Origin of the sequence: Flavobacterium sp. W22_SRS_FK3, from assembly GCF_052113665.1 — a bacterium.
GTDB lineage: Bacteria > Bacteroidota > Bacteroidia > Flavobacteriales > Flavobacteriaceae > Flavobacterium.
Genome location: NZ_JBGQOF010000004.1, coordinates 250,237 through 266,084 on the forward strand (window position 1 = coordinate 250,237; position 15,848 = coordinate 266,084).

The 15,848-nt window shown below is 35.7% G+C and carries 8 protein-coding genes; all 8 read right to left on the reverse strand.

All coding sequences use genetic code 11. The annotated features are described in order from the left end of the window. Positions 1-23: 23 nt before the first annotated feature. Positions 24-3,170: a DUF6298 domain-containing protein gene (locus ACEN2I_RS05790; protein ID WP_441765142.1), complete on the reverse strand. Its 3,147-nt coding sequence runs from the start codon at positions 3,168-3,170 to the stop codon at positions 24-26. A 92-nt stretch (positions 3,171-3,262) separates the two neighbouring features. After that, the gene (locus ACEN2I_RS05795; protein ID WP_441765143.1) at positions 3,263-4,963 is read right to left on the reverse strand and encodes a polysaccharide lyase; all 1,701 of its coding nucleotides are present in this window, start codon (positions 4,961-4,963) and stop codon (positions 3,263-3,265) included. 103 nt (positions 4,964-5,066) lie between these two features. After that, positions 5,067-5,741, reverse strand: a complete 675-nt coding sequence (locus ACEN2I_RS05800) for a DUF3826 domain-containing protein (protein ID WP_441765144.1) — start codon at positions 5,739-5,741, stop codon at positions 5,067-5,069. Positions 5,742-5,823: 82 nt separating this feature from the next. Beyond that, positions 5,824-7,527 (reverse strand): pectate lyase family protein, encoded by a 1,704-nt coding sequence (locus ACEN2I_RS05805; protein WP_441765145.1) that lies wholly within the window; start codon positions 7,525-7,527, stop codon positions 5,824-5,826. Positions 7,528-7,668: 141 nt separating this feature from the next. Then, positions 7,669-9,630 (reverse strand): RagB/SusD family nutrient uptake outer membrane protein, encoded by a 1,962-nt coding sequence (locus tag ACEN2I_RS05810; RefSeq protein ID WP_441765146.1) that lies wholly within the window; start codon positions 9,628-9,630, stop codon positions 7,669-7,671. 18 nt (positions 9,631-9,648) lie between these two features. Next, complete coding sequence (locus ACEN2I_RS05815; RefSeq protein WP_441765147.1) at positions 9,649-12,996, reverse strand: SusC/RagA family TonB-linked outer membrane protein; 3,348 nt, start codon at positions 12,994-12,996, stop codon at positions 9,649-9,651. Positions 12,997-13,817: 821 nt separating this feature from the next. Then, positions 13,818-14,810, reverse strand: a complete 993-nt coding sequence (locus tag ACEN2I_RS05820; protein ID WP_441765148.1) for a pectinesterase family protein — start codon at positions 14,808-14,810, stop codon at positions 13,818-13,820. 28 nt (positions 14,811-14,838) lie between these two features. After that, the gene (locus tag ACEN2I_RS05825) at positions 14,839-15,747 is read right to left on the reverse strand and encodes an alpha/beta hydrolase (protein ID WP_441765149.1); all 909 of its coding nucleotides are present in this window, start codon (positions 15,745-15,747) and stop codon (positions 14,839-14,841) included. Between the last annotated feature and the right edge of the window lie 101 nt (positions 15,748-15,848).

Genomic DNA, 15,848 nt, shown 5'->3' on the forward strand with positions numbered 1-15,848 from the left:
TGATTTCTTTCTGGTCTGTTTGGTTAATTTTTCTTCACTACAAAAAGTACTTTTTGTTTGATTTCAGCTTGTGGAATTACAACCTGTTTTCCTCCGCTAATATTTGTTTTTTTAACACTATTTCCATTGGAAGCATTGATTGTGTACACTTCAAAAGTTCCGCTCTGATTTGATAAATCAATGGAAACATCCTGATCGTTTTTCAGATAAAAAAGATAAGCCTTGCCTTTATTTTCCAGCGTCCAAAGGGCATCTGAAAAAGTAGTCCCTGCTACAAAATTCATATCAGCAAGTGCCTTATAAAAGCCCGGGACTTCAATTTTTGGAATATTTGCTAAAGAAGCTCCTCCCATTAATGCCGCCCATCCAAATCTTGGTGCTCCCATTGTAGAATAAAGTACCGCTTTCTCCGGATATTTTTCGCGGTATTCGCGAACAGCTCTGTAAACCTGATCATCCGTTTCTTTTCCGGTTTTCATTTTACGGGCGTGCTGACGCGGTGCTAAATTTTTACCGCCTTCAGGAGCATATAATGTTCCGTCTTCTTTATAATACCAATATTTAATATCAATTACATCAACGGTTTTGGCTCTTTCAACTTCATTCAAAATGGCATCCTGAACATCTTTTGTAGCACTTAAAGCGATTTTTGATTCGTTTTGATGTTTTTTTTCATAGTTAGCTATGACATCAATCCAAAACTGCATAAAGCTTAATGGTCCAGTATATTCAGCACTTGTGAGTTGCAAAACGTTGGTATTATCTTTAAAGTTCTCTAAATTTTTCTCGATAAAAGCTACGTGCAATTTTCTTATATCTGCATTTTTTATATCATAAAATTGTTCTGCCAGAAAAATCCTTTTATCACCTGCATACGGCGGTGGTTCAGGCAATCCTGTCGTATTGATATTATTGGCGGGGCGCCAAGGGGAACTTGCCCAGTGTGCGCCTGCTTCTAAAATATTATGTTGAAAATAAGCTTCATTTAATAAAAATTTATCTTTTTGAGCTGCCAATTCTGCAAAAGTTTTTAATCGGTTCCAGTACCACGCATTATAACGGGTCAAATCATATTTACTCAAATGATCCCAAGCTGTTCCCTTTCCGCTCCTGTCAAAAGGCTGTTCGTAAAACGGTGCCCAGACATCGGCATCGATTCTGCGGATGCGTTCGTGGTCTGCCATTCTTTGTTCGTACCACAGTCCGTAATTATGATCTATTGCCGATTTGTTATTGTTGACTAAGTAAGCTACGGTTTCTTCCAGATTATCAGTATAACCCAAACCATAATGTCCCGGAACAAATCGGGTAATATGCGGTCTCGATTTAGAAACTTCCAATTCACGTAAGCTTCCTCTCCACCACGGCACATCTACAATTTCTCCAGTTAAAACTCCTTTTGAAGAAGTTAAAAACCCGTTTGTTAAACCAATTTTGTCCGTATTTGATTGTATAGCCACATCTGATTTTACTTCAGCAATTCGTTTAACTTTGGCATAATCCGCAGAAATTGGATTCCTCGTTGATGCTTTAGTAATGAATTCTTTTAAAGTTTCGTTTAATTTATACGCCTCGGCTGTTAAAACTTTTGCTTGTTCCAATGTCGGACTCGAAGAAGGTTCCGTACCTAAGTCCATTATTTGAGCTTCCATAGGCAATTCCCCCAGACGCTGTTCTAATAAAGCATAAAATAAGCTTCTTGGACTAATGTGATTGTTGACGTCTTTCCAATGTCCGTTTCCTGCCCATTGTCCCCAAACTCCAAAAGCCCAGTTGTTGGCTGTTGGCGGATTGTAATTTTCTATTTTGGATGCCGATGTTTCCCAAATGACACTATTGGCAGCATTCCAGCCTAAACCTCTTCCGTCCTGTTCTTTGTTTTTAAAACTGACGGCATTTCCATCAATTAGAGAAACATCAAAAAGTATTCCGTTTGCCCAGCTTCCAACCGAACCGCTGAAACTGTATGGCAAATGTGATTCGCATTGCAAAAAAACGTTTGGTCCGGCAGTAGCGTAACCTCCAACTACAAAATCATTGTATCCGAATTCCGAATAACAACGCTGAAACAAAGTCTGCTGCCCTTCTGTATAAAACGTATTTCTTCTAAAAGCTGCAATTTCTGAAATTGGGTTCAGTGCCAGACAATCTTCGACGGTAATGCGTTTGGCTGTTTTTAAAATTGAAACCGCTCCTCCTGCAAACTGTTCAAAATTGACTTGTCTTATCCATATATCTTCTGCATTTTCAACTGAAACACCATACCATCTGTGCTGTTCGTCTTTTGGATTTGCAGTATCATAATCTGATTTCAATGTCAGGTTTTCAACACCTGAATTATTGATCCTGCCCAACCAAACATAACGCACAACTGTCGATTTTGACAATTCTTCATCCAAAGCATTGGTTAAAGGCGCATCGAGGGTAATTTTATTTCCTTCAAATGATATAATTTCTCTATCAGCACGAATGACAAAATCATAGCCTTTCCATCCAATCCAACCGCTTTCGCCGCCAAAATCGGCAGTTCCCAAAAGCTCAATCCAGTTTTTTGAAATGGGAGTATTGATTACAATATGATCGCCTTTTTTAAAAACAGCATTATTTTTAACCGATAATTTTATTGCGCCTAATGGTGTAAAATTAGCAGCTACTCCTACAGAATCTTTAAAAACACGATTATCAATACCGTTAATATTGACAATTGCTTTTCTGTTGATTGAAGTTCCTAAAAGTACCGTTCCGCTGTTTCCTGAACCGCTTCCTCTTAGTACAATTCCGCTTTCCTTGATATTGATTTCGCCTGAAACTTTGAAGATTCCTTTGTCTAAAAGTACCGTTCCTTTAAAACCAGTTGCATCAGCTTTTAATTTCGCAACATAATCAATAGCTGATTGAATTGTTTTGGTTGCATCGCCTTCAATATGTGATACAAAAGCTTTGATAGCAACATTTGGAATCGCAACGGAAGAAGCTTTGTAACCTGCAAAAGAAAAATCCGGAATCTGGTTTCCTTTTGCATCTGCTGTGCGCTCGGGTTTTCCTTCTTTGTTTTTTGTAATATCAGGAAATTGGTTTTGGGCTGTACTGATATTAAAGAAAATAACAAAACAGGATAAAACGAGTAAATCCTGTTTTGTAATTCTATTTTTAAGTTGAATAAAATTCATTTGTTATTTTATTTTAGAAGAAAGGAATAAGAAGTAAGACTTAAAACAGCATCCAGATTCTTTATTCTAGACTCTTCATTCTTTTTTCAAAATTACTGCAACAATGCTTCTTTCAATGGATCGGTATTATTTTCTGTTTTTGTCCAATCTGTTTTTCTTTTTGGATTGATGCCATTAAAATACTTCTCGATATTGGTGTATCCATCACCATTCATATCCTGATTCGCATCTGCTGCATCATTCGGATTTAGACCATATTTCTTTTCCCAAGCATCCGGGATTCCATCATTATCAGAATCTTTATAAGCTTTTCCTTTGTATTCCGGATAACCACCAACCTGATTTGGACTGGTAATAATTCCTTTTTTATAAGAGTCTGCCGGAAGTCTTCTTTTGATAAACTCTTTACCAATTGTATTTTCCAGACCGTCTTTAACCTCAATTTTTCCGGTGCGAACCTGTTTTACAATTCTTTCGTCAACAGCATCACGTTTTGGCAAAGTCGCTCCTGCATTAGCCAACACATCATCATAAGCCTTTTCTGCACTTACAATTAAAATTGGAGGCATTACAAAAGCTTTGTTTTGCTTAATTTGTGCCAGGAAATCTTTGGTCGCTTCAGGTGATAAATCTTCCAGTTGTACACCGCCGTTCCAGTTATCTGCTGTTACTTCAGGAGAACCCACAATAAAATTACCATCTACAAATGCTTTTCCAAAGGTTTTCGGACTAATATAACCCGACTCAGGTTTTATGATTCGGTAACGAACAGGCTGATCGGTTGGCGTAATAGGTCCTGGTTTGAAATAATTATTGATAATATTATATTGGGAGCGATAATCCCCTCCGTCCAAAGTACGGTTCCACCAGTTAAAAACCACATTATTCACAAAGTTAAAACTTCCATACATTCCAACTGAAGCATTTCTAGAAATATTATCGGCCCATAAATTACGGATAAACATACTATTTAAACCGCCGATAGTACTCCCAAAGGCATGATTGTAGGTGTCCAGACCTTCTGACGAAATAGTATTTTGAATGGTAACATTCACCGAAGGTAATTTTTCTAATTTCGACTTTTCGTTAACCTGAAATTGGTGGCGATACAGGGAAATATTTTCGTCTAATCCCCAACTCAGCGAGCAATGATCAATAATCACGTTTCCGATTACATTTCCGCCAAGGGCATCATCTCTTCGGGTTACTTCGGTTTCGCCACGACGAAAACGAAGATAACGAATAATGATATCGTGTGTATCTAGTAAAACTGACTCACCGGCAATACAAATTCCGTCACCCGGAGCGGTTTGTCCGGCAATGGTAATGTAAGGTGCGCGAACCGTGATTGGTTTTTTCAGATGAATAATCCCTGAAACATTAAACACGATAGTACGCGCTCCCACCGCTTCGAGTGCTTCTCTAAAAGTTCCTTTTCCGCTGTCTTCTAAACTTGTCACAACAAAAATTTTACCACCACGACCTCCAGGCGTTTGCGCCCCTCCACCCATCGCTCCGGGGAAAGCAGGAATATCAGCATGAACTAAATCTGTAGGTAAGGATGCCCAGGGCACATATGGACGTCCTTGCAAAGCTTCTGCTTTGATAATGTTTTCGTTGGCTTTCCAAATTTGATCCAAACGCTCAATTTCGGATTTCATCATGGCATCAGTTTTATCCTGTAGCTCTTTTGGAATATCTGGATATTGTGCGTAGGTAGTTGAGAATATAAAACATAGTGAAGCGATCATTATTGTTCTTCTAAGGACAGTCTTTTGGAAATTGTTTTGCATTTGTTTTAGTACTTAGTTATTAGTAGTTAAACCTTAGTAATTAGTATTAATTATTTTTGTAATTAAAAAACTAATGGCTAATTACTAAGGACTAGAGACTATTTTATTTACCTGATTTAGCTTTTTCTCTTTCTTCCAGACGTTTGTGCCAATCAGCACTTTCCTTATTTAAATCGTAACCTTCTTTGGATAAATAATTGTTGATTCTTCCTTTGTATTTACCAAACCAGGCATGTTTCTCTTTTGATGAACCTCCATCCATGGCATGTTCTCTGGCTTCAACCAAAGCGTCATAAATGTATTTTTTTTGTGCTTCTGTTAAATTTGGCAGCATATCATTATAACCGTCTACAGTAATTGGTAAAACACCATACGTCATTCCGTCTTTTACTTCGGTAATTTTATCCTCATTTAATTGCTTCCCTAATTTTTTCAAATAGGCTTTGTGCAATTTGCCGATTGCCTTATCAGCTTCCGCTTTTAGTTTATCAATTGAAGCGTTTTGCTTTTCTTTTGATAAAGTAGCACTGTCTTTTACTTTTTTGATTTCGGCATCTCTTGCATCCTGAATTTTACTCAAATCACGAAATTGCTGCGCAACAATATTGGTTACGGCCGTTTCTTTTTCTTTGTTTCCTAAGGCAAGTTTTTCAACGATTTTAGTTGCTCTTTCGTTAGTAACTTTAATATATTCCGGGTCTGCATATTGCTGTGCGCTGATTTCGCAAAATGCAAAAAGGAGCAACAATAGACTAAATGCTGTTTTTTTTATTGACATAATATTTAGTTTTTTATAAAAGTCGCATGCCAAAAACAATACTCTTTCTTGACCGTACGACTTTCAACTTGTGATTTAAATTTTAATCTAACAAAGGTCTTACCAAAGTTTCTTTATTATTGGTTAAATCTTTCCAATCTACTTTTTTGTCTGTATCAATACCATTGATATAGGCTTCAATATTGGTATAACCATCACCATTCGAATCTAATTTTGCATCAGATGGGTCCTTTGGATTTAACCCGTGTTTTTTCTCCCATTTGTCCGGCATACCATCTTTGTCTGTATCTACATAAGGCTTTCCTTTATATTCCGGATAACCACCAACCTGAGAAATATCAGTTATGATACCTTGTTTATATGAGTCCATTGGTAAACGACGGTGCTCAAACTGATAGAATTCTTTTTTCTCTAGCCCTTTTGCATATTCAGGAACTCCTGTTTTTACGGTTCTTACGATTCTTTCATCAACTTTGTCTCTTATTGGAAAAGTGGCACCTACATTTTTAAGCACGAAATCATAAGATTCTTCTGCCGTCATGAATTTATTAAACCAAGGCATTGGAAAAGGCTTGTCACTTTTCATTTTATCGAAATAAGTTGTAGCTTCATCATAAGTCATCAACTCGCCTTTTTTATTTTCGATTTGAATACCGCCATCCCAGTTGTCTTTGGTTACTTTTTCGTTATTGTTCACTACGTTTCCGTTTACATATGCTCTACCAAAAACCATATAAGGCAGTTTGCTTCTCCCTGATTCTGGTTTTAAAATTCTGTAACTAATAGGTTGTGTCAAATCGGTAACAGGCCCCGGTTTGTAAAAGTTATTAATAATATTGTAGTTCGCTGTATAATCGCCACCATCTGTTGATCTGTTGTACCAATTGAATACTACGTTATTTACAAAGTTAAAAATACCATTCCAGCCAATAGAAGGATTTCTACCCGCATTGTTCGCCCACATATTTCTAATAAAAGCACAATTCTCTCCACCTAAAGTACTTCCGAAAGCATGATTATAGGTATCCAATGCTTCTCCGAACAAACTGTTTTGAATCGTGATATTTACCGTGGGTTTCTTTTCGTCCGGATAACCAGCACCCGGACTATACATGTGTCTGTAGATTGACATATTCTCGTCTAATCCCCAGGTTGCCGAAACGTGATCGATCATAATATTTCCTACTGGGTTTCCTCCAATGGCATCATCACGGCGACCTACGAAAGTTTCTCCTCTGCGGAAACGCATGTGTCTGATAACAACATCATGGGTATCAATCCAAACGGATTCTCCTGCAATACAAATTCCATCGCCGGGAGCTGTCTGTCCTGCTATAGTAATGTAAGGCGCACGAATGATTAACGGACTTTTAATTTTGATAATTCCAGAAACATTAAAAACAACAATTCTGGCACCTCCTTTTTCACAAGCTTCTCGTAAAGTTCCGGGACCTCTGTCTTCTAAGCTAGTTACCGTATAAACATTTCCGCCACGACCACCAAAAGTGTACATACCTCCTCCTTCAGCTCCTGGAAAAGCAGGTATAGACGCCTGTGGTAAATCGTTTGGTCGAGATGCCCATGGAATATAAGGTTTTCCGTGTTTGGCTTCTTCTTCAATAATTATAAGGGCCTTTTCCCATGCTTCGTCAGAAAGTCTGTTCGCTTCGTCTTTAATTGCTTTTTCTTTTGCCTGTACTTCTGCACTTAATTTTGGATATTGTGCAAAACTTTTTGCATTTCCCAAAACCAACAGCGACAAGACTAATAATGTGGATTTTTTCATGTTAATTTTAATTTTTGGTAATTCTTTTTAAACAAATCACCTGTATCTTTTTGAGGAATACAGGTGAAAAGTCTAATTTTAATGTTAACGTTTTATTAAGATATTAATAAAAATGCCTGAAAAAATCAGGCATTTTTTAAGTTATTCTTGGTAGTTGTAGGTTCCTGCTGCACTTGAAGCTCCATTCCAACCTATTGTTTGTTGCAACCATGGATTTTGCGTTAATACTTCCGTGTTTAAACCCATTATATAATAATTAGGTCTAAATTTGATACTGACTTCCACTTTATTAACATTATCCATTGGTGTTTCCAAATCAGTTAATTGAAAATTGCTTGTATAAAAAGCAGCTAAAGCTTGTAATTGTGTTTGGAAATTAGCCGCATCAGGATCAACACTAATGCCTGTTCGAGAAGATAATAATGGATCTGCATCTGTAGCTGTGTTTATGTATTCTAAATAATGACCTGTACGTTTCGTATCGTTAATCGGATTCAAGCCCAATTTTGCACAGGTTGTATTTACTGTTCCATCAAGAGATTCGTCACTATACAACATCCAGCGTTGTGCATCGTAATAACGTTTGCCTTCATAAGCTAATTCAATTTGGCGCTCATATAAACACGCAGCTATGGCCGCATATTTATCTGTTAATGTCCCAATACCATAGTTATTTGCGGAAGCGATTCCTACCCTGGCTCTAATTTTTCCAAGATACCCCAAAGCATTATTAATATCTCCTTTTGCAGCATAACATTCTGCAATGTTCAAAAGTAATTCAGCATAGCGATATTCAAAAATATCAGTTCCTGAATATTGGTAAGAATTGGCATTTGTTACTGATGTATTAGACATTTTTCGTACATAAGCAGGACTGTTTTCCTGATTATTATCACTATAATATGCTTTGCCAGATGCATCTAACCAACGATAGGACCAGGCAACCGGATTTGTATTTTCTTTATAACCCCACTTAGAACCTGAGAAAGCAAAAGTTCTGTAAAATCTCGGATCACGTTTTAAGAAAAATAAAAATGGGTTATAGCCATTTGCAACAGTTGGTTTTGATCCGTCTGCCATTGGAAATAAATCAATCATCTCTTTAGGTGCTTCTAATCCTCCCGTACCTCCTTGACTAACCAAGCGAATTGATTTCTCCCAAGCATTATTAAGATAAACATTTGTATTACCCGTTGCCATTAATTGAACCGTTATAGCTTCCGGGCAAAATGCATTATCTATTAAAAACATGTCCGCCCATTGTTTGGCAGAATTACCATACAAGCCAAAACCATCAGCCGTTAATTGATTCTCAGCAGCTAATCCAGCCTGCAGTGCCACTTCCCATCTATCTGCACTTTCCCAGTTTTTGTTAAATAAAGGACTTGCATAAGTTAATAAAACTCTAGATTTTTGAGCTAAAGCAGCTCCTCTTGTAAAACGACCATAGTTACCTGAATCCCATTTTGGAGGTAATAATAGTGCTGCCTGATCTAAATCTGCTATAATTTGGTTTACTACTTCAGTAACTGAAGCCCTAGGTAATTGTATTGATTGATCTGTAGAAGTTGCGTTTTCAACACTAATTACAATTGGTACACCTCCATAAACACGCATCAAATCATAATATTGAAGTGCTCTGAGATAATAAACCTGGCCCTTGGCCTGATCTCTGAAGGTTTTATCTAGGCTAGCCCCCTTTACATCAATATCATTCAAAAAACTATTGCAATCCCTAATTCTATTATAAGGATCCGGTTGTGTTTTATCTGATAATGTTTTACCATAATAACCTGAACCATCGGCTGGATTAACCAAATTTATTTGTGGATTGGTTAAATCATAAACACCACCAATTTCTTCTGTTAATCTAGAATTTGTATCATTATAAAGCCCTGTCGTATTTAGGATCGGTGATTTATAAGCCGAGAAAAAATCATAGTATAAATTATTTACATACCATTCTGTCTGTTTTTGACTTTCGTAAAAAGAGTCGTCAGTTTGATTGTAGTTTTTCTTCTCCTCTAAAAAATTATCACTACAAGAAACACTTAGCAATACAGCCAAAGTAAGTGTTAAAATTGAATTTATTTTAATTTTCATAATTGACATTAATTTAATTTAGAAAGAAAGGTTTACGTTAAGAGACCAAGTTCTAAGAGTAGGATATGGCATATAAGGGCTATCGTACATATTACGATAATGATCTGGATACGGGTTGTATAAGTCCCATAAATTGTTGCCCGTTACCCCAATAGTGAATGTTTCAATATTTATACTTGACAAAACTTCTTTAGGAAGAGAAAATCCTAGAGTTAAATTTCTAACAGTACATCGAAAAGTATCCAATTGCCAAAAATCAGAAGGAGCACCCACCATTTCGTCATCATAAAAAGCAAGGTTAGGATATTTACCACTTACATTGTCACTTCCATACATATCCGTAAGGAAACTCTCATGTGACCACATATTATGCGAAGATGAGGTTCCTTGCTTTACCAAATCAATTTCTCGATACCCTCCCCAAGAAGTCGCAATTTGAGTTCTGGCATAAAACCCTTTGTATTTTACCCCTAAATTTGTTGTAAAGCCGTAAGTCCTCGTTGAGTTAACTAACTTTGCATAATCATTATTTTTTTCTATTCTTCCGTCAGGTCCGGCTTGTTGTCCAGTAGTACCGTCAAATTGTCCGCCAAGATCCTGATAAGCCAGCATTCCCTTTTGCAAACCTTCCATAGTAGTTATCTTATTAAAGCTAGGCGTTGTTCCAGCGGCTGTTGCTCTTTCTGTTAAATAATTCCAATAATTTATGATATCCTGGTCTGTTCGCAAAATCCCATCTCCAGTAGAAGTTCCTTTCCATGTTTTAAATCCCCATACAGGAAAGAAAGAAGAAGAGCCTTCCTGAGTTACATTATAAGATGGATGTTTAAGTGCAGGCTCTGGATATTTTTTAACTTCATTACCATTAAACCCAAAATTAACACCAACATTATAACTTAGATCTTTCTTAATTTTATCACTCCAGTTTACACTAAATTCAGTTCCCCAAGCATCTACAGCAGCATAATTTTGTTCAGCAAAAGCCCCCCCTATTGAGATTGGCACCCCTACAGTTCCAGCCATTGTTGTTAACATCTCTTGGTTTTTATCATAATAATAATCAATACTAACCTGCAATCTGTTTTTTAAAACATTAAAATCAAGACCAAGGTTATTTTTTATTGTAGTATCCCAGCCTACATTTCTGTTTGGATTAACTTTTGGTGAAAGTCCACTGCCCAAAAGACCACCATTTGATCCAAATTGATAACCTTTATCGGTAATAATATCATAATACTGATCCCATCTCCATGCCTGAACATTGTCTTTACCCGTTTTTCCTATTGAATATCTCACTTTTAAGAAGTCTACCCATGGAAGCGCATTATTAAACCAATCTTCTTTTGACATAATCCATCCCAATTGTGCAGATGGAAAGAATCCCCAATAATTTTCAGGAGCAAATTTTGTTGAAGCATCACTACGGAAAAGCAATTGCAACAAATATCTATTTTTAAAGCTATAGTTAATACGTCCTAAATAAGAAAGTGTACCTGCTTCTCCTTTTGTGGCTACTGAGTTAGAAGTAGAAAGAGTTCCAGCTGTTTGATACGTACCACCATAATCTACTGTGGTATTTTCATACAAAAGTGTTCTCTTATTGTATTCTGATTCTGTTTTTTCAACGCCTCCCATTGCCTCAATATCATGATTCCCAAAAGTTCTGTTATAGTTTACAAAGAAATTGGTTTGAACACTTTTGTTAAAAGAAGTATTATAAGCTACCCTCGCATTAGTACTATTGGTTTTTATTTCCATGTTATTCTCTATTGCCTCACTTGCCAGGTGAAAACCTTCTTTTTCATAATTTTTAATTCTTACTAAATCAAAAGGTAATTGAACTTGCTCAGAGTTATCAGTAAATTCAGTTCTGGCATACGTACCTTTAAAAGACAGTCCTTTTACAAATGGTACTTTATAATTTAAAGACATATTCACATTATATGAAAAGTCGTTTGAAACTTGCTTTGATCCGTTATCCAAAGTTGCAAAATAATTCCAGCCAGCGATAGTTCTGTTATTAGGAGCACCTAAATTACGATCTGTACGAGGAAAAGGTGATACATAATATTCTTTTCCTTTGTAATCCATTGTCCATGGAATATATTTAGGCATATGCAATAAATATCCATAATCAGCTTGTTCTCCTCCTCCTGCGAGTGAACCATAACTTCCATCACTAATATTTGCAGAGGCTTTAGTAAATGACTTTTCTATATCAGTAGTATTAGCAGAAACTGCTGCAGAAAAATCTAAAGAATTTGATACTTTAATATTGGTTCCCGTACGAAAAGTCCATTTATCATATTCTTGCTTACCTAAATTAGCTCCTTGAGTAAAGTAAGTGGCACTTGCAAAATAGGTAGCTTTCTCTGTACCACCACTAATATTCAAAGCATGTTTTTGTTGAATAGCTGGTTTCCATGCTTTTTCCAACCAATCATAATTTAAACCTTTCATCTCTTCTAATTCAGAAGGAGAGAACAAACGTGCAACATCACTACTTTTAGCACTTAAAAATCGATTTGACCATAGTCCATAATCGTATGAGTCCATAGTTTTCGCATGGCTTATTGCGTCATTTACAGAAAATTGACTTAAGTAAGAAAGTTTAGTTGCACCTGCTTTACCTCTTTTTGTTTTTACAACAATAGCACCCTGTGATGCTCTTGAACCATATATTGCTGCAGATCCATCTTTCAACACGGTAATACTTTCTACCTCTGTTGGATCCAATCGATTAAATGCCTCTAAAGATGGCAATCCATTTTCTGGATCAACCTGCACCATATCATCTATAACAATTAATGGAATATTTGACCCTCCATCTTTAGAAAAACTAAAAGTTTGACGTATTTGAAGAAATGCCTGATCTCCAGGGCGCCCTGATCCCCCACTAACTGAAAGTCCGGGAACTAAACCTCTTAATGATTGTGATAAATTTGAAACAGGCAAATCTTTAATATCGTCTGGTTTTATTGTAGCAATAGCACCCGTAATATTATTCTTTTTCTGTGTACCATAAGCTACAACTACAATGTCATCTAATATATTAGAGTCCTCTTGCATTTTAGCATCAAGATTGGTACGCCCATTTAATGGAATTTCCATTTTCTTCATTCCAATAAAAGAAAAAACTAATGTTGCGCCAGGCTTGACATTAATTTCATACCTACCGCTAAAATCTGTACTTACAGAGTTTTTGGTAGATTTTTCAGTTACGTTAACTCCAGGTATAAGCAATCCGGTCGGATCACTAACAGTACCTGTAACTTTAATTTGACTGCTTGCAGTTTGAGCATAAGTGACAATGCTCAGTAATGCAAACAAAATAAAACTACATCTTTTTATAAGTGCTTGTTTCATAAATGTTTGATTTAGTTAGATTAATAGTTAGGTTAGTTAGTTTATAAAAAAAATATTCTCATTGTTAAAGAAAAAGCCCCATTTTTAAAAGCTATTAAACGGTTGCAAAATTTTAAACGTTAAAAACACATTTATTACCTGATTTCAAAAATATAAGGATTGAAAATTACAACTGTCCTGTTGTATCCTGTTTAAAATTTATCAGCAAAAAAAAATCAATAAAAAAACTATATCAATAAAAAAATGTAAGACAAAATAAAGTTACATCAAAAAAAAGAGTAAAATCTTGAATATAACAAGATACTAAGAAGATAAGTAAGAAAAAATACCTAAAAACATAAGGATTTTGTCAAATACTTTTGTTGAATAGTAATTATGCATAATTTTTCTACATGATGACAAGTTAGGAAATCGATTTCTTTAAACTAAAAAACTTACAAAAAATAGAATTTATGAGAAAAATAAAAAAAATTAAAAAAAAAATTAAAATTAAAATTTACGGGGGTAATTTCTTATTAATACTTAGTCTCAATATTAGAATTTATAAGATTAGAATTCTCATAAACCAATTGTATTCAAGCTAAAGGTTGGTTTTCGCTTTTTATCATTGCTGTAAAGACTAATCTTCTGGATATTCTTTCAGCAGTCTAGAAATGATAATTGTGATTTGTTGCGTTAGTAAAGACTTAGTAAAATCTTCCTAAAAGATCATATGCCGTTTTGAGTTACATTTTCCAGATATTTGTTTGTACAGAAATATTAACCTAGGCAGTAGTAAGCTTAGATTTAAAACTAATAGGCCGAAAAAGCAACTATAAATTTTATAATTTAGGATTCCATCCATTCAATACTTTATCCAAATCGTATTCTTTAAGATCGGATTTTTTCAATTGATGTGACCATGATGCTCTTTTAGACAAGTCTTTTCCTCCTTCTCCTTTACTTTTATATTCTGCGTAAAAAACAGTTTTTTCTTTATCTGGGAAATTTTTATCTCCTTTCCACGGATTCCATCCTTCGGGAACAACATGAGAACCTAATTCTGTATTGATGAAAACTGTTTTTGCATAAGGTCTCCATGGTCGCCCCAGAAAGACTTTATCTACTGTATTGTCTTTTGCTGTTAGTTTACAATCGACAAATACAAATCCGTATTGATCCTGCAGTGTAGTAGATGCTGCTGTTACGTAAGAATTGCTAAGGCTTTCTATAGTACAATTATAAAAATAAGCTGTTGCCGCTCCGAAAATAAAATCGGTTGTACCATTGATGTAACAATTTTCGAAATAATTTCTGGTTCCGCCTTTTGCCAAATACAAAGTATCCTGATTTCCTAGAATTGAGCAATTTTTCACCGACACTCTGTCTCCTTCTGCATGCAGAGCTACTGCCTGTCCTACTTTGCCGGATGTGTTTTCTACAGTCAAATTTTCTAAAGAGCAATCATTTCCCTGAACAAATAAAGTATAAGAAGTATACGTGCTGAATTTTGTATCGCCCGTAACATCGATTCCTCTAAAAGGTTTTCCAGAGTAATCATTGAATGAAATAATGGTTTTCTCTCTATCTTCTCCTTTTAAAGTAATATTTCTTTTGAAAGAAGGAATCACTACTTTTTCATTATAATTACCTTCCTTAACAGTAATAACAACTCGTTTTTCAGCGTGATCCCGTACTTTATTAATAGCTTCCTGAATGGTTTTAAAATCTCCCGACCCATCTTGTGCAACTGTCAATTCAAACCGATTGTCAGTTGTTTGTGCGAATAATAAAACAGTACTTAAAGTCAGAAATAAAGTTATAATGTATTTCATAAGTTATAGATGTAGTTAGATTATAATTTTAGTTTTTCAGGATATTTATTTCCATCAGCCATTCTTCGCAAATACCAGTCCATAAATTTGCTGATCCGGGATTATTTCTTAGTGCAATGGCATGACCTCCCTGATTGAAAATATGAAGGCTCGAAGGAATTTTGTTTGCTAACAAAGCATCATAAAACAGCAGACTGTTTTTTGGCGATACCGTTTTGTCATTAAAAGCATGTGCTATGAAAGTGGGAGGTGTATACTCGCTTACCTGAAACTGTAAAGAGTATTTTTTGATTAATTCTGCAGAAGGATTTGGACCAAGCAGATTTTCTAAACTTCCTTTATGTGTTTCTTTACCCATATCAATCACCGGAGAAATCAAAATCATAAAGTCGGGTTTAAAAGAGAAGCCGTCTAATTCATCTCCAATTTTAGCAAAATCATCCTTAATGGTCCCAAGGCTTGCCGCCAAATGTCCTCCGGCAGAACAGCCCATTACACCAATTTTGTTGGTATTAAGTTTCCAGTTAGAAGCATTTTTTCGGATGATCCTCATGGCTCTTTCAGCATCCTGAAGTGGTGCTTTTTCTCTTTCTTTCAGGTCTGGCGAAATTGGCAGTCGGTGTGTTAGCACAAAAGCATTAATCCCCATTGTATTAAACCATTTTGCCAATTGAAAACCACTAATATTATAGGACAAATGATGATAACCTCCACCCGGAATTATCAAAACCGCAGCCCCTTTATTCTCTTGATTGGAAGTAAAAAAAGCGTGAATACCCGGCATTCCTACCCGCATTACACGCTCATTATTGATACTGTCCTTTACAACTAATCCTTTGGAATTTGGCAATTTGCCTTTTGCCCAAAGTGGAATAAATTCTTGTGCTTGTGTATTAAAAATTGCCAATAGCAGCAGGAAGTTCATTATTTTTTTCATAAAAGGTTTACTGTATAATTAATGTAAGCACTATTAAATGGAGTTGTTTTTAACTAAAGTCCAAAGAAAAATATTAGCTAATAAATCCATGTTTCATAAAA

Excerpts from the sequence above, each read along its gene's own strand:
- ACEN2I_RS05790 (WP_441765142.1), bottom strand. The coding sequence starts at position 3,170 with ATGAATTTTATTCAACTTAAAAATAGAATTACAAAACAGGATTTACTC.
- ACEN2I_RS05795 (WP_441765143.1), bottom strand. The coding sequence starts at position 4,963 with ATGCAAAACAATTTCCAAAAGACTGTCCTTAGAAGAACAATAATGATC.
- ACEN2I_RS05800 (WP_441765144.1), bottom strand. The coding sequence starts at position 5,741 with ATGTCAATAAAAAAAACAGCATTTAGTCTATTGTTGCTCCTTTTTGCA.
- ACEN2I_RS05805 (WP_441765145.1), bottom strand. The coding sequence starts at position 7,527 with ATGAAAAAATCCACATTATTAGTCTTGTCGCTGTTGGTTTTGGGAAAT.
- ACEN2I_RS05810 (WP_441765146.1), bottom strand. The coding sequence starts at position 9,630 with ATGAAAATTAAAATAAATTCAATTTTAACACTTACTTTGGCTGTATTG.
- ACEN2I_RS05815 (WP_441765147.1), bottom strand. The coding sequence starts at position 12,996 with ATGAAACAAGCACTTATAAAAAGATGTAGTTTTATTTTGTTTGCATTA.
- ACEN2I_RS05820 (WP_441765148.1), bottom strand. The coding sequence starts at position 14,810 with ATGAAATACATTATAACTTTATTTCTGACTTTAAGTACTGTTTTATTA.
- ACEN2I_RS05825 (WP_441765149.1), bottom strand. The coding sequence starts at position 15,747 with ATGAAAAAAATAATGAACTTCCTGCTGCTATTGGCAATTTTTAATACA.